The sequence below is a fragment of the Stappia sp. BW2 genome, from assembly GCF_008107695.1.
In the GTDB taxonomy this organism is placed as follows: domain Bacteria; phylum Pseudomonadota; class Alphaproteobacteria; order Rhizobiales; family Stappiaceae; genus Roseibium.
Genome location: NZ_VIRG01000066.1, coordinates 1211955 through 1235262, shown reverse-complemented (window position 1 = coordinate 1235262; position 23308 = coordinate 1211955). Strand labels below are relative to the sequence as shown.

The window sequence follows — 23308 nt, the reverse complement described above, 5'->3', positions numbered from 1 at the left end:
TGTTCCGTTTTTTTTGAAACTGCTCGGAATTATCCCGAGATACCAGAAAATTGCCGCTTGGGCTAGCTTGGGTCAAACGAATTTGGAGGGGAAGCAATGCTGGACATTGCCATCATTTGGGACTGGATCGCCTTCGCGGTTCGCTGGCTGCACGTGATAACGGCGATGGCCTGGATCGGCTCGTCGTTCTATTTCGTTGCGCTGGATCTTGGGCTGAAGAAAGCCCCGGACCTGCCCAAGGGCGCCCATGGCGAGGAATGGCAGGTCCACGGCGGTGGCTTCTATCACATCCGCAAGTTTCTGGTGGCTCCGGCAAACATGCCCGAGCACCTGGTCTGGTTCAAATGGGAAAGCTATTCCACGTGGCTGTCCGGTGCGGCCCTGTTGATGGTCGTCTACTGGGTCGGCGGCGAGCTTTTCCTGATCGATCCGGCCAAGGCCGATCTCGCCCTGTGGCAGGGCATCCTGATTTCCGCCGGGTCGCTGACCATCGGCTGGCTGGTTTATGATCGGCTGTGCAAGTCGAAACTCGGTGAAAGCCCGACATTGCTGATGCTGCTGCTGTTCGCGCTGCTGGTGGCCATGGGCTACGGCTACAACGAGATCTTCACCGGCCGCGCCACCATGCTGCATCTGGGGGCCTTCACCGCCACGATCATGACCGCGAACGTGTTCTTCATCATCATTCCGAACCAGAAGATCGTGGTGGCGGACCTGAAGGCCGGACGGACCCCGGACGCCAAATACGGCAAGATCGCCAAGCTGCGTTCCACCCACAACAACTACCTGACGCTTCCGGTCGTGTTCCTGATGCTGAGCAACCACTATCCGCTTGCCTTCGCCTCGGAATACAACTGGCTGATTGCTGCGCTCGTGTTCCTGATGGGTGTGACCATCCGGCACTATTTCAACACCAAGCACACGGGTGCCCCGGCGCCGACCTGGACATGGCTGGCAACCGCGATCCTGTTCGTCGCCATTATCCAGATTTCCATGGCACCTCTCCAGCAGGACACCTGGGAAGCCTCGGATGCCCGCCCGCTGACGTCGACGGAACAGGTGTTCGCAAATGCGGAAGGCATTGACGATGTCATGAACATCATCCCCGGCCGCTGCGGCATGTGCCACGCCCGCGAACCTTTCTACGAGGGGATTCACTGGGCGCCCAAAGGCATGCTGCTGGAAACCAAGGCGGATGTGGTGCGCGCCGCCAGGCAGATTTACCTGCAGGCCGGCGTCACCAACGCCATGCCACCTGCCAACGTCTCCTTCATGGAAGACGGCGAGCGCAAGAAGATCATCGAATGGTACAGGAACGCGCGCGAGCAAATGCCTTTCGGAATGGCCGCGACGCATTGATCTTCTGCCTGCAGTCGGCCTGATTGCACAGTGCGCTCCTCCACGCGGGGAGCGTTTTTGTTTCAGGCAAACCGCTGCAGGGAACCGGACCTGACAATCGGGATGAGCGGCAGTGTGCTCCAAAGAGCGGGATCACAGTTGCTCCGGAACTTCCGCCACAGGCAGCGTTACCAGGGCGATGCCGGGGTCGTCCGGCGATGTTCCAACGGAAAAGCCGAGCGACTGGCACATGGACATCATCGATGTGTTTTCCTTCAGAACCTCGCCCTTGATTACCTCGATACCGTCCTCTTTCGCATAGCGGATGATCAGCTTCATCAAGGTCCAGCCAAGGCCCTGGCCTTTCAGGTCTGAGCGCACCATGACCGCATATTCGCCGGTCTGGTGATCTGGGTCGGCATGCAGCCGAACGACGCCAAGCAAGCTGCCGTCTTCCGGCTCAATGGCTGCAAAGGCAAGTGCGCGGGCATAATCGAGCTGTGTCAGCCGGGACAGGAACCGGTGGCTGAAATCGCGCACAGGGGCAAAGAAGCGCAGGCGCAGGTCTTCAGGTGTCTGCTGCTCGAAAAATGTCTTGAAGAGGTCCTCGTCTTCTGGGCGCACCGGCCGGATGAAAATATCGCGCCCATCCTTCAGTTTGACGGTCTGTTCCCATTCCTGCGGATAGGGGGCAATGGCAAGACGGGAGCTGCCGGTGCGGCCGGGCCGTTTTTCCGGGTGGCACAATGTCATTCGGGCATCGAGGCCGATAAGGCCGCTCGGCAGGGCAACCATCGGATTGATGTCGAGTTCCTGTATTTCCGGAATATCGATGGTGATCTGGGACAGTTTCACAAGCGCCTCGGCAAGCGCTGCCTTGTCGAGTGCCGGGCGCGCCGGTCCGCCGTCCAGAAGCCTTGCGATCCGGGTTCGGGCGATCTGCGCCTCGGCCAGGTTGAGATTCAGCGGTGGCAGTTCCAGCGCGACGTCCTCGCTTTCCTCAATGGCCGTGCCGCCATGTCCAAACACCAGCACCGGTCCGAAATCCTGTGTTTCGGCAACACCCAGATAGAGTTCCAGCCCGTGTCGGTCTTCCAGCATCGGATGGATGGAGATCCCGTCAATCCGCGCGTCCGGATAGTCCCGCCGGGTTTTTTCGATCAACTCCCGAGCTGCTTTTTGTACGGCTTCGGGACTTTCCAAACCAAGCCGGACACCGTCGATCCGCGATTTGAAAGGCAAGTCCGGCGAAATCAGCTTGGCAACACAATGGGCCGCCGTCCTGAAGAACGGTTCCGACACTTGTGCCGCTTCTTCCGGCGTTGAAGCCATGACGGTGGCCATGATCGGCAGATCGTAAGCTTCCAGAACCGCAACCACTTCCGGCGGATTGAGCCAGGTACGGTCTTCCTGAAGGGCTGCGGCAACGATGCCGCGTGCCCGTGCGACATCGGGGGAGAACGTGCTTGGCAGGCTGGCAGGGGCCGCCATCAGGAATTCGCGTGCCTGTGCATCGTGAGCCAGATGCATCAGGCTGCGGGCGGCTTCCGCCGGGCTGGCGTAGTTCGGGATCCGGGCATCGGAAAGTGCAGCCCGTGTGGTGCCGTCGCCGCCGATCAGACCGGCCACCAGCGCCTTGCGCCGTCCGGTGCGTCGCCGGTCCAGTGCCGCGGCATCGCCAATTGCCTTTGCGATTGTGGTCAAGGGCTGGAAGGCACTGGCTGCCTGAAGCACTACCGCGCCATCCACCTGCGGGTCTTTCAGCACCGCAACGATCGCCTCGGTGATCTCTTCCGGCGTGACGGTCTCTTTCAGGATCACCGTGCCGCCCGCCGCGGGCGTAACCGACAGGTCGGCATAGCTACGGCTGGTGTCCGCGAGGGCCGCCCGTGTTTCCAGGCCTAGCTCGGCGAACGTGCCGCCCAGGTCCACCAGCCTGTCCACGGCAAGGCTTGCAAGGCTGCGCCCGTTTGCGATGACGGCAAGCTTGTTACATTGGGGAACGCGGATATGGGAGAGGGTTTCCAGCGCCTCGAACATTTCGTCGAGATCCTGAACGCGCAACATCCCGGTGCGGCGAAAGACGGTCTCGTAAACCCGATCCGTGCGGGCAAGGCGTCCGGCGTGGGTGCGTCCCGTGCCGCCCGTGTCCCGGCTCTTGCCGGAACGGATGACGATCACTGGCTTGCTGCGCGCCGCCGCTCTTGCGGCTGAAATGAACTTGCGCGGAACGGCGATGCCTTCCAGATGAAGCACGATGGCGCGGGTATGGTAGTCCTGCGCGAAATAGTCGATCAGGTCGCTGATATCGACATCCATCCGCGCGCCGAGCGATACGACGGCGGAAAATCCGGTGCGATGGGTTTTCGCCCAGGAAAGTGTCGCGTTGAGAACAGCTCCGGAACGGGAGAAAAACGCAACTTCGCCCTTCTCGGGGCGCTCGGCGCTGAGGAGCGCATTGAGCCCGGTTGCCGGCACCGCAAGACCGAGCGTGCCTGGCCCGATAAGTCGCAGGTTGGTTGCCTGCGCTGCTTCCCGGCAGTCCTGAAGCAATTTTTCCGGCCAGGTTTCATATCCGGGAGAAGGGATGAGAACAGCCTTGGTTCCGCCCGCGCCAAGGGTACGGATCGTCGCGGGCAGTGTCTCCGGCTTGGCGAGATAGATCGCCAGATCCGGCATCTTTTCCAGATCGTCCAGCCGGGCGACCTTATGGCCTTTGAAGGGAACATCCTCTTCGATCCCGACAAGTGTCACCGGATGCCCGGCCTCGATATCGTGCAGGCAGGAAATCAGTTTGCCGGTCAAGATGCCCGGGTGCCGACAGGGGCCGATAAAGGCTATCGATCCTGGCGCAAAGAAACCGTCGAGGTTGCGAATGGTCATGAGATCGATCCCTTGAAAGTCGCGCTTGAGGAACGGGGCGTGTGAAACGAACCTGGATCACGGGCACCACATTCCACGAACAGGCAGCCAGGAACAGCAGGAAAGCCGCACATGAGGAGCCTTCCGTGCCCGTGTTTTGAACCAGCGGCCACATGCCGTTTTGCCTGGCCCTGTCCACGTGCGCACCTTTCCTGTTTGCTTGCGCCTTGAGCGCGGTCAAAAAAGCCCGCGAACCGGAGTGTGTCAGGTTCGCGGGCTTTTTGCATCGCAAAAACTCAAGGATTTCAGGAGTGGTTACGCGTCAATGCGCCATCAGCACCGGCACGGTCATGGCGGCCAGGATTTCCCGGGTCGCTCCGCCGAACAGGAACTCACGCATACGGCTGTGGCCGTAACCGCCCATCACGACCAGATCGTTGCTGTTGTCGGACACATAGTTGAGAACCGTGTCGGCAATGCTTGCGTCAGGATTGTTGACCACCTCAATGGTGACATTCATGTTGTGGCGCGCCAGATAGTTCGCGACATCCGCACCGGGTTGCCCGGTTGCCTTGGTAGCCTTTTTCTCGACAACCAGAACGGTGATCTTCTCGGCTTTTTCCAGAACGGGAAGAGCCGCATGGATGGCCCGCGTCGCGGTGGAACTGCCGTCCCAGCCGACCAGTACGTTCTGCGGCTGGAAGGTTTTGCTGCCGATATAGGGAACGAGAAGAACCGGCACGCCGCTTTCGAAAAGAACCGTCTCGATCAAGAGCTCACGCATGGGCTCCGGCTTGTCCGGATTGGCCTGGCCGATCACCACAAGGTCGGTCGGGCGGCAGTGGACCAGCACGTTTTCCAGCGGGCCGCCGGTCAGGATTTCCGCAAGCCGGCTTTCGTACTTCACACCGGCCACGCGGGCCAGTTCCTCGAACGCCTTCTTGGCCTCGGTGGCCGCTCCAACGGCCTGCTCGTGCGCTGCCTGCAAATAGTCTACCGGCATCGGCGCTGCTGCAAATGCAGGAACGACCGGCTCGAAAGACACCGCCAGTCCGGTGACGTGGGCATCGTAGTTGCGACCGAATTCGAGCGCGTATTTGGCGGCCGGCTGGTCATCTGCGAGATCCAGAACGGTCAAAATATCTTTGATAGGCATATATCACTCCTGCGGCCGGTATCATGTCAGCGATCCAGATTCGTCAAAAATCTATAGGTGTCAATGTGGTGTGTCCTTGACGCGCATCAATGGCGCGACACACGCCACCTGTGTTCACCGGGTGGCGGGAACGGAAAAAATGCGCAATATGGAGCCATGTCGAAACGCTGGTTCTATCTGGCCTTGCCTCCCTTGCTGCTCGTGGTGGCCGCTATCATGCTGGTTCAGCTCTTCATGGAGTTGGACGAGGACAGTGTTGACAGGAAGGCCGCCGAGCGGCTGACGCTCTATCGTGAGACGATCCTGGGCGAATATCAGAAATACCGTTATCTGCCCTATATGATTGCCCGCGATCCGAGAGCGACCTCCGCGCTGGGGCTCGGCCAGCCGTCGGAAAGCGCCAATCGCTTCCTGCAGGAAATGGCTGAAAACTCCGGCGCCGAACTGCTCTATGTCATGAACGCCGATGGCACGACCCTGGCAGCCAGCAACTGGCAGGGCGAGTTCTCGCTGGTTGGTCAGAATTACGGTTTCAGGCCTTACTTCAGTTCGGCCATGCACGGCGAGGAAGGCCGGTTCTTCGCAATCGGTGCGACCTCGCACGAACCGGGCCTGTTTCTGGCACGGCCGACGCCGGTCAGCGGCAAGCCGGTGGGCGTGGCAGTGGTCAAGGTGGACATGGGCCCGCTGGAAGAAGCGTGGGCAGAAGGCGGCGAGACGGTTTTTGCAACTGACGCCAATGGGGTGATCTTTCTGTCCAGCCAGCCGGAATGGCGCTATCGGACGCTGACGGCGCTGCCGCAAGAGGTGCGCCAGATGATCGAGGACACCCGTCAGTATGCCGGCCAGGAGCTGTTTCCGGTCAGCGACCGGCGGGATGAGGCACAAAAGCAGCTGGTCATCGGCGGCAAGGCCTACCGGCACAATTCGGCGGATGTCGGCCTGCTGGGCTGGACCCTGCATTTTCTGGTGCCGGTGGAAGAAACCCGCAAAAGCGTGCTGCCGGCCTGGGCCGTAACCATCACGCTGTGTCTTGTCTATGCGGTTATTGTCCTGGTTTTGCGCGGTCGGCGTCTGCGCAAGGCCTCCGTCTTGCTGCGGCAGGAATCGGCCAGCCTGAAGGAATTGAACACCCGCCTGGTGGAGGAAATCCAGGAACGGCGGCGGGTTGAAAAAGAGCTTCTGGAAGCTCAGCGCGGCCTTGCTCGCTCCAGCCGTCTTGCAGCCGTTGGCGAAATGTCGGCGGCAGTCGTCCACGAACTCAGCCAGCCGCTGGCGGCCTTGCGCATGTTCGTGGCGGGGACGCGAAAATTCCTGGAAAAAGGCGACACGGAAACCGCGTCGGACAACCTCAACGAAATCGATTCCCTGCAGATGCGCATGGCCAGTCTCACGCAGGAACTGAAGCGGTTCGCCCGGCCCGGTGAAAACCGGATCGAGAAGATCGATCTGACCGAAAGCATCCGGACTGCCGAAAAGATCGTTCGTCCCCGTTTCGAGGAAACGGGCTGCAGTCTGAAACTGGACCTTCCACAGGGGCCACTGGAAGCGGAAACCGCTCCACTCAGGATCGAGCAGATCCTGGTCAACCTCCTGCGCAATGGCGCCGATGCGAGCGCAGGCGAAGACGCTGGCGAAGTCCGGCTGCATGCGGAGCAGCAGGGGACAGAACTGGTGCTCAAGATATCCGACAATGGACCCGGCGTTCCGGAAGACCTGAAGGAACGGATCTTCGATCCATTCTTTTCCACCAAGTCCAGCAGCGGCGGCATGGGCCTTGGCCTTGCCATATCCATGCGGCTTGCGGAAGACCTGGGGGGCAGTTTATCGGTGCGCTCGAACACCCCGAAAGGGGCAATATTTGAATTGCGTCTGCCCGCATTGTCCGGTGAAAAGACCGGTGAGACCCCGGCCGGCCCCAGCAATGAACGGGAATCGGAAGCTGCAGAATGACCGACCTGTCCCAGAAAGTTCCTGTTCTTGTCGTCGACGATGATCCCTCCATGCGCGCGGCGCTCCGGCAATGGATAACGCTTGCCGGTTTCGAAACCCGGGAAGTTGCTACGGCGGCGCAGGCGCTCGCCGGATTGACTGCCGATTTCCGCGGCTGTGTGGTCTCCGACGTGATGCTGGAGGAGGGCGATGGTGTGTCGCTGCTTCGCAAGATCGGGGCGCTCGATGCGGACCTTCCGGTTGTGCTGATCACCGGCCATGGCGATGTCCCGATGGCTGTTGAGGCAATGCGGGCGGGGGCGTACGACTTCATCGAAAAACCATTTGATCCGGATCTGATTGCCGATGTGGTCCGCAGGGCCTGCGACCGGCGGGCACTCGTGCTGGAAAACCGTTCGCTGCGCACGCAGCTTCATCAGAGCGCCGGGCTGGAAAGCCGCCTGATCGGCACCAGCCCCGCCATGCAGGCTCTGCGCCAGCAGATCCTGCATTTTGCTGCGACCGATGCCGCTGTGCTTATCACAGGCGAAACCGGCACTGGCAAGGAAGTGATTGCGCAGGCCCTGCATGATTTCAGCCCGCGCAAGGACGGCCCTTTCATGGCCATCAATGCGGCGGCCCTGCCGGAGGCCATGGTGGAAGCCGAGCTGTTCGGCCATGAGGCGGGGGCCTTCACCGGCGCGGACAGGCAAAGGATTGGCCGCATCGAGGCGGCAAGCGGTGGTGTTCTGTTTCTGGACGAGATCGTTTCCATGCCGCTGGCGCTGCAGCCGAAACTGCTCCGCGTTCTTCAGGAGAAAAAGGTAGACCGGATCGGCGGCACACGGCCTGTCGATGTCGACATCCGTCTGGTCAGCGCCGCCAACATTGATCCGAGGGAAGCGGTCCGCGGTGGCCGGCTGCGCGAGGACCTGCTCTTCCGGCTGAACACGATTGAACTGCGCGTACCGCCACTGCGTGAACGCGGCCGCGATGCGCTGTTGCTGTTCGATACCTTCCTGAATCGTTTCGCCGCCCAGTATGGTCTGGATGCTCCGGCAACAAGTGCCCGCGACGAGGCTTTCCTGCAGACCTATGGCTGGCCGGGCAACGTTCGCGAGCTGCGTAACGCCGCCGAACGTTTTGTACTCAATGCTCCGGTCGCGCCGCAGCCGCTGGAAGAGCTGGTCACCGGACAGCGCGAGACGGGACCGGTTCCTGCCGGTGGCGGGCTGAAAGAGCTTATGGATGCCTATGAGCGCAACCTGATCGAAGGGTCTCTGCGGCGTCATGGCGGGCGGATGGCGGACGTCATGCAGGAACTCAACCTGCCGCGCCGCACACTCAACGAAAAAATGACCCGCCTCGGTCTCAGCCGCGATCAGGCGCAAGCCGAGAGTATGGACGGCTAGGCACTCCTTAAGGCATTCACCCGAGCGATGCTCAACATCCAGCCTCGCCCTGAGGACGCGCGTGAGCGCTGTCTCGAAGGAGGGGCCGCTTGCTCTCGCGTGTGCTGCCCATCCTCCGAGAAGGACCTGACGGTCCTCCTCAGGATGAGGTTATCGGGAAATGAGACGGTGGTTCGAAGCTTGGCAAAGACAGAGGGGCAAGCATGCTCCTTTGCCAACCCAACCGGCGAAAATCCGCCGAACGGATCAGGACATCGGCAAGATCTTGCCGAGCTGCACCGCAGCAAATCAGGGGCGGCGTGGAAAGAAACGGCTTTTTCCTGCCGGAAAGTGTTGCCAGCAAGAACTGGCACGGGTCATGCTAGTTGATCATCGACTTGGCACGGGCTTGCGCGTGGAGGCGTACAGGCTGAGCTGCCAAGAAAATGAGCAATATCTTGGGAGGATTGCATGCTCTTTTCACTGAAATCCGCAACTGCTGTGTCCGCGGCTGCGCTGTCTCTGGTCTTTGCCACCGAAACCTTTGCTGCTGACGTAACCTGGAACGTGTCGCTCTGGGGCAAGCGCCGTGCGTTTACCGAGCATGTCGAAAAGCTGGCTGAAGAAGTGGCCGCGAAGACGGACGGCAAGTTCGAGCTCAAGCTGCAATACGGCGAAGCTCTGTCGAAGTCTCGCGAGAACCTCGACGGCATTTCCTTCGGCGCATTTGAAATGGCGCAGATCTGCGCATCCTATCACCCGGACAAGAACCCGAGCCTGACGGTGCTGGAACTGCCGTTCCTGGGCGTGAAGGACCTTGATCAGGAAATCAAGGTTTCGATGAAGCTTTATGAGCATCCCGCGGTCAAGGAAGACCTGGCTCGCTGGAACGCCATGGCCCTGATGCCTTCGCCGATGCCGCAGTACAACTTCGCCGGCAAGGGCGATGCGCCGAGCTCTATTTCCGATTTCAATGGCATGCGTGTACGTGCCCTGGGTGGTATTGGCCAGTTGATGGAAGCCGTCGGCGCCGTGCCGACGTCCGTGACCGCTTCGGAAACCTATCAGGCAATCGATTCCGGCACGGTGGCGGCTGCCAGCTTCGCGCCGCATGCGCATCTGTCGTTCAAGGTGGTGGAAGTTGCCGACTGGTGGACCAAGAACCTGAACCCGGGAACCGTCCAGTGCCCGGTGATCGTGAACATCGATGCCTACAACGCCCTGCCGGACGACTTCAAGGAAGCGCTCGACAGCTCGGTTGAGCCGGCGCTGGCGCATTACCTGGAGACCTATGACAAGGTCTACGAAAAGTGGTGGCCGGAACTGGAAAGCCGTGGCGTGACCCAGATCGAGTTCTCCGATGCCGAACTGGCAGCCTTTGCCGAAAAAGCCATTCCGATCCAGGAAGCCTGGGTTGAAGAGCAGTCTGCCAACGGACTGCCGGCGCAGGATATCCTGGACACGGTCAAGTCGACCCTCGCGGAATAAGCCCAGCCAGCCTGGACTGTTTCACACTCTTCCCGGCGCGGCCCGCGCCGGGAAGTCAAAGCTCGGGGCTTAACTCATGAACACAATCGATCCCGGACAACGTTCCGTCTCGGAGCGCCCGGTCACTTATATCCGTTTTGATGGCTGGCTCGCTCACGTCGAGAATGCCTTCAACCTGTTCGCAGCCGGTGCCATCCTGTCGTTGATGCTGCTGGCCGTGGTGCAGGTTATCGGCCGCCTGCTCTTCAACACGCCTGTTCCAGGCTTCATCGACATTACCGAACAGGCCATGGCCATCTTTGCCTTCGCCGGTGTCGCGTATTGCCAACGCGTTGGCGGCCACATCCGCATGGAAATCGTGCTCGGCAAGTTGAGCGGCCGGACGCTTTACATCTGCGAAATGCTGGGTGTCATCCTGATCGCCTTTACGGTCGCCCTTCTCATCTGGGGCTCGTTGTATCATTTCGACCGGTCCTGGACGATCGGCGACAGCACCATGGACATTCGCCTGCCGACCTGGCCTTCCAAACTGATGGTGCCGATTGCGCTTGGCCTTCTTCTCCTGCGCCTGTGCATGCAGATCTACGGTTACGCCCGCCTCGTGGCTGACCCGACGCGGGAGGCCTTCTGCGTGCCGATGATCGAGGATGTTGAGGAACACGCCAAACACGAGATTGAAGAAGCCTTTGGCGACGACATTGAAGAAGGAGGCGCGCGATGACGACGCCGTTTGAAGTTGGCCTCCTGATGACCGGTGTCCTGCTGGTGCTCGTCATCTTGGGTGTGCGTGTGGCCTTTGCCGCTGCCTTTACCGGCCTGGTTGGCCTGATCGTGCTGTTCTCGTTGAAGATGGGCTTCTCGAAAGGATTTTTCGTCGCCTTGCAGATGGCAGGCACGATCCCCCATTCCAAGTCGGTTACCTACGCCCTGTCGGTGCTGCCGACGTTCATCCTCATCGGCTTTCTTGCCTTTTATGCAGGCTTTACCAAGCAACTGTTCGAAGCGGCAAAACGCTGGCTCGGCTGGCTGCCGGGCGGCATGGCCGTTGGGACCGTGTTCTCCACCGCCGGCTTCGCGGCCGTTTCGGGGGCATCGGTCGCAACAGCTGCGGTCTTTGCGCGGGTTGCCATTCCTGAAATGCTGGCAGCCGGTTATTCCAAGCGCCTGTCGGCGGCGGTCGTTGCCGCAGGCGGCACGCTTGCCTCCCTCATTCCGCCGTCCGCGATCCTGGTGATCTACGCCATTTTGGTGGAGCAATCGGTCGGTAAGCTCTTGATCGCCGGTTTCCTGCCGGGCGTGTTTTCCGCGCTGATCTATGTCGGCATCATTGTGGGTGTTTCCGCCTGGCGGGGAGACGCACCCCCTGTTGGTGGTTTCACCTGGAAAGAGCGCTTCGAAAGCGTGCCCGGCACCTTGCCGATCATCGCTGTCGTCGCGATCATCTTCTGCTCGTTCTTCTTCGGTCTGGCCACCCCGACCGAAGCCGGTTCGCTCGGAGCCTTCGTGGTGCTGGTCGTTGCCTTCATGAAGGGCATGCGCACAAAGCAGCTCGGCCAGGCCCTGCACGAAACCGCGAAACTGACGGTGATGATCTTCACGCTGATCTGGGGCGTGCTTGTCTACGTGCGTTTCCTGGGCTTTGCCGGTCTGCCGGACGCCTTCAGGGATTTCATCGTCGCGCTGGACTATTCTCCCTGGGTGGTGATGGTCTGCATCCTGCTGGCCTATGCCGTACTTGGCATGTTCATGGATGCGATCGGCATGCTCATTCTGACGCTGCCGGTGGTCTATCCCGCCGTGATGGCGCTGAACGGCGGCGAAGGTGTTTCGGCGGCAGACAGTGCCTTCGGCATGTCCGGTGAGGCCTGCTCGATCTGGTTCGGCATTCTCGTGGTGAAAATGGCGGAGCTCTGTCTGATCACGCCACCGATCGGGTTGAACTGCTTCGTGGTTTCGGGCGTACGCCCCGATATTCCGGTGCAGGAAGTCTTCCGCGGCTGCGTCCCGTTCTTCATTGCAGACGTTCTGACCATCGCGGGTCTGCTGGCGTTCCCGTCAATTATCACCCTCCTGCCTACGATGATGGGCTGACGGGGCCATCCACCTACTTGAAAACAAAACGCCGCCGGAAAGACTTTCCGGCGGCGTTTTTTGTTGCAGACCGGGGAAATGCCCCGGGTTCGGGTTAATCGAAGACGTGAGCCTGGCTTTGCGGTGTGTCAAAGCGGTTCGAGCCCCGGGTGCCCGCAAAGAACATGTTGGCAAAACCCTGGCAGATGCTCAGAATCGTGCCGATGATCGGAATGAACCACAACAGCATCCACTTGCCGGAGACGTCCCTGTCATGAAAACGGCGCACCTGAACGGAGACATTCGACACGAAGAAGGGCAACACGGTCAGCCAGACTGTGAAGAAACTTGAATCGGCAAGAATCCGTTTGGCTTCGGCCTCGTTTTCGAAATTCAGACCGAGCGATGCGTAAAAACCGAAGATGATGGCGACCGACACGATGCTGTTGAACGTGCTGATGGCCCAGTAGCCGAGCCGGCCGATCCGGCCCTTGAAGCTGAAGAAGAAGCCGAGAAACTGCAGCGCCGCGTCGGTGACCGAAACGCCGCTGTCGCCGGCGACCTGAAGTGCCGCAGCCCCTCCAGCGTGCGCATAAGCACCGGCAGTCGAGGCATAGGCATTGTTGCCGGAATACTCATTCTGGCTCGAACCCCACTGGGTCGGGCCTTGCTGGTTCAATCCACGTCTTCCAAATTGCTTGCGCTGCACCGGCATCAGTATCCCCCGCCAGGAAATTTCTTGTCAGAACGGAGGTGACGCTACGCAAGCCAGCTTAAGATTGAGGTAAGGGATGTGGTTAAATCTTGGTGAAATTGCGGAGGGTTTTTTGTTCGATCAGAACAGGCTGCCCTGGTTGGTTGCCGGACCCTTGCTCGCTGGCTGCTTTTTCGCCTTGGCGGGTTTTGGGCCTGCGCTGTCGCTGAGCGCGACCGCGTCGACCGTGCCGTCCGCCAGTTCTATGGCGAGGGCCGCGCCAGAGGCAACTGCCGCAGCCGAGCGCACCGGTTGGCCGCTGTCGTCGCGTACCACGGCATACCCGCGCGCAAGCACATCCTTGTAGGAAAGCGACTTCAGCAGCTTCTGCAATCCGTCGAGGCGTGCCTTTTCCCGCGACAGGCGGGCAAGATAGGCCCGGTCGAGCCTGTCACCCAGTCCGGACAGACGCTCAGTGCCGAGCGTCGTCTGCTGGGCCAACCGTGCTGGTGTCAGTCGCACGGCCAATGCCTCGAAGGCGTTCCGCTTCTGCGTGACGGCCACCTGAAGCGCGCGCTGCTTGCGCTCGCTTGCCTGGACTAGATCCTGCCGTGCCTTTGTCGTCAGGCGGGACAGGAGCAGCGGAGACAGGCGTCCGGCGAAATTCTGATACTGAGTCCGGTGGGTTCTGGTGCTGACGATCAGCGCCCGTTCCAGGCTGTTTGCCATCGTATCGAATTTCTGGCGCGGCAGGGCCAGGAGATCCTGCGGTGCGGGCAGGGCGGCGCTGGCGGCGCGCAATTCGGTGCGACGGGTGGTCACGAACCGCACCAGACCCGAATTGAGCCTGCGGGACCGGTCGTCGACCATGGCCATCAGTTCGGCCTTCACCGGCACGGCAAATTCCGCAGCACCTGTCGGCGTCGGAGCGCGCAGGTCGGCGGCAAGATCGATCAGGGTCCAGTCGGTCTCGTGTCCGACGGCTGAAATCAGTGGAATCTGGCTGTCCGAGGCCGCGCGGACGACGGCTTCCTCGTTGAAGCCCCAAAGGTCCTCGATGCTGCCGCCGCCGCGGGCAACGATCAGCACATCCGGCCGCGGGATCGGGCCGCCTGGCTGGAGGGCGTTGAAACCGCGAATGCCGTTGGCAACCTCCGCACCCGAGGTTTCGCCCTGGACACGGACAGGCCAGACCAGCACATGCAACGGAAAACGGTCGGCGATCCGGTGCAGAATATCGCGGATGACGGCGCCGGTCGGCGAGGTGACCACGCCGATGACCCTTGGCAGGGGCGGCAGCGGCTGTTTGCGTTCTTCGGCAAAGAGACCTTCGGCGGCGAGTTTCTTCTTGCGCTCTTCCAGAAGCGCCATCAGCGCGCCGGCACCGGCCGGCTCAAGCGAGTCGATCACCATCTGGTACTTCGACTGGCCCGGGAAGGTGGTGATCTTGCCGGTGGCAATCACCTCCAGCCCCTGTTCTGGCTGAATTTTCAATTTGGAAGCGGACCCGCGCCAGATCACGCCGGACAGGACAGAGCGGTCGTCCTTCAGATCCAGATAGATATGACCCGACCCCGGCCGGGAGATCCGGCCCAGCTCACCGCGCACACGCACGTAGCCGAACGTATCCTCCATCGTCCGCTTGATGGAGAAGGAAATTTCGGAAACGGAGAATTCGGCAACGTTGGACTGGGCTTCGCTCACGCAGATGATTCCTTTTCTGCCTCGAAAGTGGCTGTTCGGGCAGGAAGGGTCAAGGACGTGCGGATCGGATTCACCCGCTGCTTTTGCCAATTCTCATGCCATTTCCCCTTCATTTTATGAGCACACGCTAAGCTGGCGCAGGAGAATCAAATAGACTGTGGAAGCATCCGAAGCGGTTGGGACCGCCTTGAAACCCACACAATCGAGCGCATACCTAGGACGTGAACTCATAAATGAAGACGAAATGGCATGAGAAATGGGGGACCGGCGTTAGCAAGTGCGCGCAGAGCGGGCTTCATGCCCGGTCAGGCAGGCTGACGACACGCGGTGACGCCCTTTGCGTGTTCTTCGGATTCGACCGTATTGGTCTTCCTCAGCGTTGCGAAAGCTTGAAAATGAGTGACGTTTCCTGCGCTTCCGCGCCTCGACGAAGACCTATCCGCCTCAAACCATTTCATCTTCATTTGTGAGCCCACACCCTAAGCACCATGGCCAAATACGAGTTCAACATGCAACGACTGTTTTTGCGACACATTCTCGCTGACGGTGCACGTATCGAAGCGGACCGCAGCCAGGCGAATTATCTGCTGAATGTTCTGCGCCTCAAGGACGGCGACTATGTCCTCGCCTTCAATGGCACCGACGGTGAATGGCTGGCGAAGATTATCAGCAACGGGCGGCGCGACTGCACCTTGCAGCTTATGGACCGCACACGCGAGCAAACGTCCGCAAATGACCTGATGTATATGTTCGCTCCGCTCAAACACGCCCGGCTCGACTATATGGTGCAGAAGGCCGTGGAGATGGGCGTCGGCAGCCTGAAGCCGGTGCTGACGCAGCACACCCAGGCCAGCCGGATCAACCTGGAGCGCATGGAAGCAAACGTGATCGAGGCCGCCGAGCAGTGCGGCGTCCTGGCCGTGCCCGAAGTGCTGGCTCCCCAGCCACTGGCCGATGTGCTTTCTGTCTGGGCTGAAGCACAGCCCGGACGCCGGTTGCTTTTCTGCGATGAGGCGGAAGGGACGAACAACCCGCTGTTGAGCCTGGCGCAGATGAAGGAAAACGGCCCGCCGCCGCTGGCCATTCTGATCGGCCCGGAAGGCGGCTTTTCCGAAGAGGAGCGGGCGCTCCTGCGCAGTCTGGATTTCGTCACCCCAATTCCGCTGGGGCCGCGGATCCTGCGCGCCGACACGGCTGCTGTGGCGGCGCTGGCTGTTCTTCAGGCAACGGTCGGTGACTGGAGATAGGTGAATGCCGCAGGACGTCCTTGCACAGCGGAATGCGGAAAACGGCAACGTTGAAGCAGTCCGTGATGTTGGAGACGCGGAGAGTTCGGCTTCGCCGGCGCAAAGGGCCAGGCGCTTCCGTCTGCCGGTTTGCGTGGCTCTCGGGCGGGTGGTTTCCTTGCTGTTGGTTGTCATCTGCAGCCCCATCCATTTGCGCGGTCGCACGGAACCGTTATCCGTCTTCAGGATTGCGTGACGGGAAGAACCTGGACTGCAGGTATCTTGTCGTTCGATGGGGGCGATGCCCAGGCTGATCCGGCAATGCCGCGGATACGTTTCACCACAGCCAAAAGCGCAAGACCCAGTCATTGGTCGCCGTTGGGCAATCATTTTGCCAAGGGCGTCGTGCGGCCTCAAATCGGCTTGGGCTGCCTTTTCGAGGGAACAGCTTGCGATCCTGAAACCCACCGTCGCAAGGTCCGTGCGTGCTTCTGTCTCGTTTCCTTGCTTGCATTATTGTTTCAAGAAACCTAAATCACCGAGGCTCAAAAGCGTTCCGGATGGAACGCGCCGGATCACTGCGGTTTGTAGGGGGCAGCCTGACGGGCCGCGCAGTTTTTAGGACGCTTTCATGGCCCGCGATACGGTCGACACAACCCCGATTGAAACGGTAGCGGACCTTGCCGCGACGCTCGAAGAGGGCTGTAAGCCGGAAGAGAAGTTTCTCATCGGCACCGAGCACGAAAAATTCGGCTTCTGTCTGAACGAACTGTCGCCGATCCCCTATGAGGGCGAAAAGGGCGTCGAAGCGATCCTGACCGGCATGGAAAAGCTGATTCACTGGGAACGGATCGAGGACGCAGGCAAGATCATCGGACTTGCGGACGACCGTGGCGGCGGGGCCATTTCCATTGAGCCGGGTGGTCAGTTCGAACTCTCGGGCGCGCCGCTCGACAACCTGCATCTGACCTGCCGGGAAGCCAACCAGCATCTTGCCGATGTGCGCCGCGTTGCCGAACCGCTCGGCATCGGTTTCCTCGGCATCGGCATGGCACCGACCTGGGCGCGCGCCGACATGCCGCGCATGCCGAAATCCCGTTACGACATCATGACCAACTACATGCCGAAGGTCGGCTCGCTTGGTCTCGACATGATGTACCGGACCTCCACCATTCAGGTGAATCTCGATTTCTCCTCCGAAGCGGATATGGCCCTGAAGATGCGCGTCGGTCTGGCTCTGCAGCCGATTGCGACCGCCATTTTCGCCAATTCGCCTTTCACGGAGGGCAAGCCCAATGGCTTCAAGTCCTTCCGCGCCCAGATCTGGACTGACACCGACCATGACCGCACCGGCGACATGCCGTTTGCTTTCGAGGACGGCTTCGGCTTCGAACGCTATGTCGAATGGGCGATTGATGTGCCGATGTATTTCGTCAAGCGCGGCTCGACCTATTACGACGTCACCGGCACCACTTTCCGCGAGTTCATGAACGGTGGGCTGGAAGGCAAGGTGCCGGATGCAACGCCCAACATTGGCGACTGGAACAACCACCTGTCCACGCTTTTCCCGGATGTCCGGCTGAAAAAATATATCGAAATGCGCGGTGCCGACGGCGGCCCGTGGCGCCGTATCTGCGCTCTGCCTGCACTCTGGGTCGGTCTGCTTTACGACAAGGGCGTGCTCGATCAGGCCTGGGAACTGGTCAAGGACTGGACCCAGGAAGAACGCGCGGCGCTCCGGGCCGGTGTTCCGGAAACGGCGCTGCAGACGCCATTCCGCTCCGGCACGGTTCTGGACGTTGCAAAACAGGTGCTTGCCCTGTCGCAGGAAGGCCTCAAGCGCCGCAAACGCCTGAGCGATGGCGATCTGGACGAGCGTGTGCATCTGGCTCCGATCGAGGAAGGCCTTGCGTCCGGCATGTGCCCCGCCGACGTCCTGCTGCAGCGGTATCACGGCTCCTGGAAGGGCGATATCAACCAGGTCTTCCGCGACTACGCCTACTGAGCCAGGCCCGCTCGTGGCAGTGAGTTGCGGGCGGCCGGCACGATCCGCGAAAGGCGTGAATTGACCTGAGGCCCGCGAAGCGTCACTCTGTCTGTGATCGGTCTTTTTTCTCAAGGCCTTGCAACAGCGTGAGCGGAGCGACGCAAATGACTGGCATCGAGACGGGAGCCCCTCCCTTCGACATCTTTTCCTTGTCGGAAGATGTGCGCAATCGTTTCGGCTGGTCCAATGACGACCTCAGCCGGGTGATGGAGCAACTGTTGCCTGCCGCGCTGAACGGCTTTCGTTACTTCGGCAGCACGGTGCCGGGCTTTTCCGATTTTCTCGGGCAGACATCGCCTCTCGGGTCTGCAACGCAAAATCCTTTTGCGGGTTATACGGGCCTGTTCCAGAGCCCGTCCGATGCGGCCCTGACGCCGTTTTTCGGACCCGAAGCTGTTCAAAAGGCTCTTGCCAGTCAGATTTCCAACTTCACAGGGCTACAGCGCGACGCCATTCAGGAAATGATGCCGGTTGCGGCGACGCTTGCCATGGGGCAGATCGCCAGGCCCTTCGTCCATGGCGAAGCCCGTAACCTGCTCGACGCCTATCTGCGCGGCTTTGCCAGAGGCCGCCCGAAACCGCAGCCGACCCCTGTCGATTATCTCCAGGGTTATGCCGAAGCGATGCAGTCGTTCTGGGGAGCGTTCTTGCAGCCGGCCAGCATTGTCACGAAATCCCCGGAGCCCGAGTCCGACCCCGAACCGCAGGAAGAAGATCTGCCGCCGGAAGACGAACCGGATACGTTCGAAGCCGAAGCTCCTGATGTCGATACATCGGAGTTTGAGGAAATGGTGTCCAGCTGGATGTCGGCAGGGCGCGATTTCCAGTCCAACCAGTTCAAGGCCTTCGACAGTTTCTTCGAAAAGGCTTCCAAGGACTTCCGGGGCGCTTAAGGCCGGTCCTTTTATCCGCGCCCATACTTCCCTTTTTGCAAAAAAAAGACCCGCCATTGAGGCGGGTCAGTTTCGTCAGCAAGGCTTGCCGACAGGGGCTGCAAATTGGGGGGGTAACAGCGGAAAGGTCAGGCCGCTATCTGGCGGGTCTTGCTTTCGCTCACGAGGGTCATCACCGGCTTGTCCTGCGCCGAATTGGCGGCGCTGTAGCCAACGGTTTCGCGGAGCGCTGAAGATTCGTTCACCAGAGATGTCGGGTCGGTATAGAACGGTAGGGCGAGTGCGCGTCGAACGTCGCTCCGGGTCAGACCGATATCCTTGAGCTGCTCATCCGACCAGTCAGTCAGTTTCGCGAACTGACGACGGTTGCTGAATACGCGCCATGCACGGGCAACCATCTGCCCGAAGGGAGCGAAGAAGGGGGTGCTTGCAGTATGTGACATGGCATAACTCTCCTATCGGCGGACGGAGGAATTCCGGCGGCCTGTTCCGAGCCAGATTTGGCGTCGCTTGTTGTGGAACATCCCTTACATGCCCTGTTTGGTGCTATTATTCCAACGAATGTTTTTGATTGAAATAATCAATTTTTGTGAAGTCAGAACAGTCCTGGCTTTCCGGAGAAGCGGCTTGGCCGTTTTTGGGAATTCATTTCGCTATTGAATGGATGTGGTGTTAAATATGAGCACCGTTTATCAGTGAGGCGCTTATGCTCGACCTGGATCAGCTCCATACCTTTGTGGCCATTGCCGAAAGCGGCAGCTTCACAAGGGCAGCGGAAAATGTGCACAAGACACAGTCGGCAGTCTCCATGCAGATGCGCCGCCTGGAAGAGCGGATCGGCAAGCCGCTGTTTGTTCGTGTCGGCCGGCAATCGCGCCTGACAGAACATGGCGAGCGGCTGCTGCATTACGCGCGCCGGCTTGTGCAGTTGAACGATGAGACACTTTCGGCTTTTGACGACACTGAGTTGGCCGGTCTCGTCAGACTGGGCACACCGGACGATTACGCCGACCGGTTCCTGCCGGAAATTCTCGCACGTTTTTCCAGATCCAATCCCAAAGCGGAAGTCAGCGTCGTTTGCGCCCCGACCCCCAATCTGGCCGACATGATCGCCGAGGGCGAACTTGATGTTGCGATCATCACCCACGTGCAGAAACGCGGCCGCAAGAACGTCGACCTCGTCCGGCGTGAGCCGTTGCTCTGGGTCGTTTCGGCCCGTCATGCGGTGGAAAACGAGTCGCCTTTGCCATTGGCGCTGGGGCGTGCCACCTGCGACTGGCGCCGGGCAGCGATCAATGCGCTCAGCGACCAGATGCGTGAGCACCGGTTGCTTTATTCGAGTTGGAATTCGACGGCTGTCGGAGCCGCCGTTCTGGCGGGTCTTGCCATATCCGTTCTGCCGGAATCTGCGTTGCGGTCCGGAATGCGGGTGCTGACGGAGGCCGAAGGTTTTCCGAAATTGCCGGATTGCGAGATCGGCATCATGCGGTCCTGGCACAACAATTCCCGTGTCACGGACGCGCTTGTTGAGCACATCGTATCGTCGCTCGACAACCTGTCGGTTCCGCTGGCCGCAGAATAGTTGCAAATAATCGGAATTATCGAAATAGTTTCAAGATCTTACCTAAGGTAATTTTTACAGCTGCCGGTCAATTATGCATTGAATTGTAAGAAATTTTGATGTATCTTCTGCCAATCAATTCGAATCTCAAATCTCACCACTGGTTGTGGCTCATTTCATAGGGTCCTTGCATGCATCACGCACTGGACATCGACCAACTTCGGACGTTCTTGGCGATCGCGGAACTTGGGAGCTTCACCAAGGCCGGCGAAGCCGTGCACAAGACACAGTCGGCAGTCTCCATGCAGATGCGCCGGCTTGAAGAGCGTGTCGAACAACCGATTTTCATCAAGGACGGCCGTCAGTCCAGATTGACAGAAAACGGCTTGCGACTGGTTGAATATGCCCGCCGCATGATCATGCTGAACGATGAGACCCTTTCGGCTTTCAACGGTCAGAAGGAAGTCGGCCATGTGAAGCTGGGTGTGCCGGACGACTATGCCGACCGGTTGTTGCCGCAGGTGCTTGCCGCCTTCAATCGGCTCAATCCTTCCATCGAAGTGCAGGTGGAATGTGTTTCCAGCCACCGGCTGACGGAAGCGATCCGTGAAGGAACGCTCGACGTTGCCATCACGACATCCCAGGACACGATGGATGTGCGCGGTGAAATCATTCGCCGCGAGCCGCTGTATTGGGTGACGGCCAACCAGCATTCTGCGCACACACAGGACGTCGTCCGTCTGGCACTCGGTCCGGTCACCTGCGGTTGGCGGCGGCTATCGATGGATGCTCTCGATCGGGCAGGACGTCCGTACCGGGTTTCCTACACCAGTTCCAGCGCGGCCGCTCTTGTCGGCGCCGTTCAGGCCGGGCTTGCCGTGACCGTGTTTCCGGAGAGCGCGATCCGCGATGGCATGCGCATTCTGGACGAGAAGGACGGGTTTCCGACGTTGCCTTATTGCGACATCGCCTTGCTGCGCTCGGACACAGCGCGCGAAGCCATGCACGACACATTGTGCAACCACCTCGTGGCGGCCATCGGCAATGTCGGCAGCGGCGCATCGCAACTGGCGGCGGAATAAGCTTCCGCCACCCGGACTGTTTCAATCTTAAGGTATGGGGTTCACACCCTGAACTTACCGGGCGCGCAGCATCATGAGATTGCCGCCGAGGACGCAGACAAGGCCTACCGCAGCTATCGGTGTCCACTGATACCCCTCGAAGATCGTCGACAAGGTGAGAGCGACCACCGGAAAAAGCACGGTGGCATAGCCGGCCCGTGCCGAGCCGATCCGCCCGAGCAGCGTCAGGTAGGAGGCAAAGGCGATGACCGACGAAACGACCGCCAGATAGATCAGGCTGCCGATATAGTTGACGGACCACTCCATTGAAAAGCTCTGGCCGCGCAGGACTGAAAACAGCCCCAGGAACAGCATGCCGTAGACCATGCCCCACGCGGTGGCAGGGGTAACGGCGATGCCGCGTCGCTGGGTGTCCGCCGACAGCATGTTGCCAAGGCAGAAGGAAAAGGTGCCGCCGATGCACATGGCAAGGCCGATGGCGGCATTCTCGTTGAACTCGGCCCCGGCCAGTTTCGGCCAGAACATCAGACCGATACCGACAAAGCCGAGCACCCCGGCGGCAAGCGCAACCGGGCTGGGTCTCTGACCGAACAGGATTAGCCCCAGAAACAGGTTGAAGATCGAGGCGGTGGAAAAGATCACCGCCAGCAGCCCGGACGGCAACGCAGCAGCACCGTAGTAGAACAGGGTGAAGTTGGTGGAAAACATCAGCACGCCAAGACCGGCAAACCGCATGTGATCCTGAAGTCCGAAGGCCAGATGGTGGCCACGAAAGCGCGCCCAGGCCATCATGATCGAAGCCGCCAGTACAAAACGCCAGAACACCGAGACCTCAGGCGCAACTGTTACCACCTGGCCCTTCATCGCAATCCAGCTGAAGCCCCAGGCCATAACCGTTACGGCGTAAAGACCATAGTCTGTCGCACTGAAACCGGCAGAACCGTGCCGGAGGCTGGGGGATGCAACGCTCATGAGGGAACCGATCTTTGTGGAGAGATTGTCGCCCAGATTGGCGGTCTCAACACTTCAATGCAAATGATTGTTTTTGATGTTCCCATCAAGGTTGCGCATGGATAAAGTCCGTTCGAAACGGGAGCGATGGGGCTCCCGGGCGCGTTTGAGGACAACATGCAATTTCTCGTCGTTGAGAACTATGAGCAGACGGAACTCGGCATTCTGGGCCGTGTGGCTGCACAGGAAGGACATAGCTGGAAGACCATCAAGGCGCATGAGGGCGAACCGCTTCCCGCGTCAGCCGATGCGTTTTCCGGATTGGTGGTGCTGGGCGGGGCACAGGATGCGCTGGCCGATGAAGCCTACCCGCATTTGCCACAGGTTTGCGATCTCATCCGTGCCTTTGACGATGCCCGCAAACCCGTTATGGGCATTTGCCTGGGCTCACAGTTGATCGCCCGCGCATTCGGCGGCGAGAACCTTCTGGGCCTTCCGGTGGAGTTCGGCTGGCGCGACGTGACGCCGACGGACGCAGGGTTAGAAGATCCAGTCGTTGGCAAGCTCAAAGATGGGGCACCACAATTCCACTGGCATTCCGACACAGTGACATTGCCCGACGGTGCCGTACTTCTGGCAAGCAGCGCAATGACACCGGTGCAGGCTTTTCGAATGGGCGAGTTGACCTACGCAATCCAGTTCCACTTTGAAACCGGCCTGCCGGAAGTCCACAACTGGTCTGAAACCTTCGCCGACGATATCCGCGCGCATACGCCGGACTGGCATGGTCGCCTGGACGCCGAAGCGGCCCGCCATGCAGCACAGGCTGACGAAACGGGAGCCGCAATTTCGAAAGCCTGGCTATCGTTGCTGTGAGCCCTTCCGCGCTCCCAGGCCGGGGCGGCCCCGAACG

General features: G+C 60.2%; 18 protein-coding genes. 12 read left to right on the top strand and 6 right to left on the bottom strand.

Annotated features, from left to right (window positions below; all coding sequences use genetic code 11):
- Nucleotides 1-96 precede the first annotated feature (96 nt).
- Nucleotides 97-1359, top strand: coding sequence for a urate hydroxylase PuuD (locus tag FMN63_RS17120; RefSeq protein ID WP_148585310.1), 1263 nt, complete (start codon nucleotides 97-99; stop codon nucleotides 1357-1359).
- A gap of 132 nt (nucleotides 1360-1491) precedes the next feature.
- Here the strand turns inward: FMN63_RS17120 and FMN63_RS17115 are convergent, their stop codons facing one another.
- Both FMN63_RS17115 and FMN63_RS17110 read right to left on the bottom strand, forming a co-directional pair.
- Nucleotides 1492-4221, bottom strand: a complete 2730-nt coding sequence (locus tag FMN63_RS17115) for a bifunctional acetate--CoA ligase family protein/GNAT family N-acetyltransferase (protein WP_148585309.1) — start codon at nucleotides 4219-4221, stop codon at nucleotides 1492-1494.
- Between the two features lie 301 nt (nucleotides 4222-4522).
- Nucleotides 4523-5356 carry a universal stress protein gene (locus tag FMN63_RS17110; protein WP_148585308.1) on the bottom strand — a complete coding sequence of 278 codons (834 nt, stop codon included), beginning with the start codon at nucleotides 5354-5356 and terminating at the stop codon, nucleotides 4523-4525.
- Between the two features lie 156 nt (nucleotides 5357-5512).
- Between FMN63_RS17110 and FMN63_RS17105 the strand changes: the two genes are divergently transcribed.
- The 5 genes from FMN63_RS17105 to FMN63_RS17085 all read left to right on the top strand — a co-directional run bounded on the left by FMN63_RS17105 (nucleotide 5513) and on the right by FMN63_RS17085 (nucleotide 12258).
- Complete coding sequence (locus tag FMN63_RS17105; RefSeq protein WP_148585307.1) at nucleotides 5513-7309, top strand: sensor histidine kinase; 1797 nt, start codon at nucleotides 5513-5515, stop codon at nucleotides 7307-7309.
- On the top strand, nucleotides 7306-8700 hold the full coding sequence (locus FMN63_RS17100) for a sigma-54-dependent transcriptional regulator (protein WP_148585306.1): 1395 nt from the start codon (nucleotides 7306-7308) through the stop codon (nucleotides 8698-8700). Before FMN63_RS17105 ends, FMN63_RS17100 begins: the two co-directional genes overlap by 4 nt.
- Nucleotides 8701-9150: 450 nt before the next feature.
- Nucleotides 9151-10167 carry a C4-dicarboxylate TRAP transporter substrate-binding protein gene (locus FMN63_RS17095; protein ID WP_148585305.1) on the top strand — a complete coding sequence of 339 codons (1017 nt, stop codon included), beginning with the start codon at nucleotides 9151-9153 and terminating at the stop codon, nucleotides 10165-10167.
- 76 nt (nucleotides 10168-10243) lie between these two features.
- Nucleotides 10244-10888: a TRAP transporter small permease subunit gene (locus FMN63_RS17090; protein WP_148585304.1), complete on the top strand. Its 645-nt coding sequence runs from the start codon at nucleotides 10244-10246 to the stop codon at nucleotides 10886-10888.
- Nucleotides 10885-12258 (top strand): TRAP transporter large permease, encoded by a 1374-nt coding sequence (locus tag FMN63_RS17085; RefSeq protein WP_148585303.1) that lies wholly within the window; start codon nucleotides 10885-10887, stop codon nucleotides 12256-12258. The genes FMN63_RS17090 and FMN63_RS17085 overlap by 4 nt, the downstream gene beginning before the upstream one ends.
- 94 nt (nucleotides 12259-12352) lie before the next feature.
- Here the strand turns inward: FMN63_RS17085 and FMN63_RS17080 are convergent, their stop codons facing one another.
- On the bottom strand, nucleotides 12353-12916 hold the full coding sequence (locus FMN63_RS17080) for a DUF805 domain-containing protein (protein ID WP_162530059.1): 564 nt from the start codon (nucleotides 12914-12916) through the stop codon (nucleotides 12353-12355).
- A 156-nt stretch (nucleotides 12917-13072) separates the two neighbouring features.
- Nucleotides 13073-14635: an exodeoxyribonuclease VII large subunit gene (gene xseA / locus FMN63_RS17075; protein ID WP_148585301.1), complete on the bottom strand. Its 1563-nt coding sequence runs from the start codon at nucleotides 14633-14635 to the stop codon at nucleotides 13073-13075.
- Between the two features lie 488 nt (nucleotides 14636-15123).
- On the opposite strand from xseA, the gene FMN63_RS17070 reads away from it, so the two are divergent.
- The 3 genes from FMN63_RS17070 to FMN63_RS17060 all read left to right on the top strand — a co-directional run bounded on the left by FMN63_RS17070 (nucleotide 15124) and on the right by FMN63_RS17060 (nucleotide 18801).
- The gene (locus tag FMN63_RS17070; protein WP_148585300.1) at nucleotides 15124-15882 is read left to right on the top strand and encodes a 16S rRNA (uracil(1498)-N(3))-methyltransferase; all 759 of its coding nucleotides are present in this window, start codon (nucleotides 15124-15126) and stop codon (nucleotides 15880-15882) included.
- Nucleotides 15883-16492: 610 nt separating this feature from the next.
- Nucleotides 16493-17866: a glutamate--cysteine ligase gene (locus FMN63_RS17065; RefSeq protein ID WP_148585299.1), complete on the top strand. Its 1374-nt coding sequence runs from the start codon at nucleotides 16493-16495 to the stop codon at nucleotides 17864-17866.
- Between the two features lie 146 nt (nucleotides 17867-18012).
- Nucleotides 18013-18801 carry a DUF937 domain-containing protein gene (locus FMN63_RS17060; protein ID WP_148585298.1) on the top strand — a complete coding sequence of 263 codons (789 nt, stop codon included), beginning with the start codon at nucleotides 18013-18015 and terminating at the stop codon, nucleotides 18799-18801.
- Nucleotides 18802-18929: 128 nt separating this feature from the next.
- On the opposite strand, the gene FMN63_RS17055 is transcribed toward FMN63_RS17060, so the two are convergent.
- Nucleotides 18930-19244: a DUF1127 domain-containing protein gene (locus FMN63_RS17055; RefSeq protein WP_148585297.1), complete on the bottom strand. Its 315-nt coding sequence runs from the start codon at nucleotides 19242-19244 to the stop codon at nucleotides 18930-18932.
- Nucleotides 19245-19507: 263 nt separating this feature from the next.
- On the opposite strand from FMN63_RS17055, the gene FMN63_RS17050 reads away from it, so the two are divergent.
- Together FMN63_RS17050 and FMN63_RS17045 are read left to right on the top strand one after the other, a co-directional pair.
- Nucleotides 19508-20383, top strand: a complete 876-nt coding sequence (locus FMN63_RS17050) for a LysR substrate-binding domain-containing protein (RefSeq protein ID WP_148585296.1) — start codon at nucleotides 19508-19510, stop codon at nucleotides 20381-20383.
- A gap of 170 nt (nucleotides 20384-20553) precedes the next feature.
- Complete coding sequence (locus FMN63_RS17045) at nucleotides 20554-21444, top strand: LysR substrate-binding domain-containing protein (RefSeq protein WP_148585295.1); 891 nt, start codon at nucleotides 20554-20556, stop codon at nucleotides 21442-21444.
- Between the two features lie 54 nt (nucleotides 21445-21498).
- Here the strand turns inward: FMN63_RS17045 and FMN63_RS17040 are convergent, their stop codons facing one another.
- A complete protein-coding gene (locus FMN63_RS17040; protein WP_148585294.1) occupies nucleotides 21499-22416 on the bottom strand; it encodes a DMT family transporter in 918 nt (305 codons plus the stop codon).
- A 156-nt stretch (nucleotides 22417-22572) separates the two neighbouring features.
- Here FMN63_RS17040 and FMN63_RS17035 point away from each other — a divergent pair, with 156 nt between their 5' ends.
- The gene (locus FMN63_RS17035; RefSeq protein WP_148585293.1) at nucleotides 22573-23271 is read left to right on the top strand and encodes a type 1 glutamine amidotransferase; all 699 of its coding nucleotides are present in this window, start codon (nucleotides 22573-22575) and stop codon (nucleotides 23269-23271) included.
- Nucleotides 23272-23308: the final 37 nt, after the last annotated feature.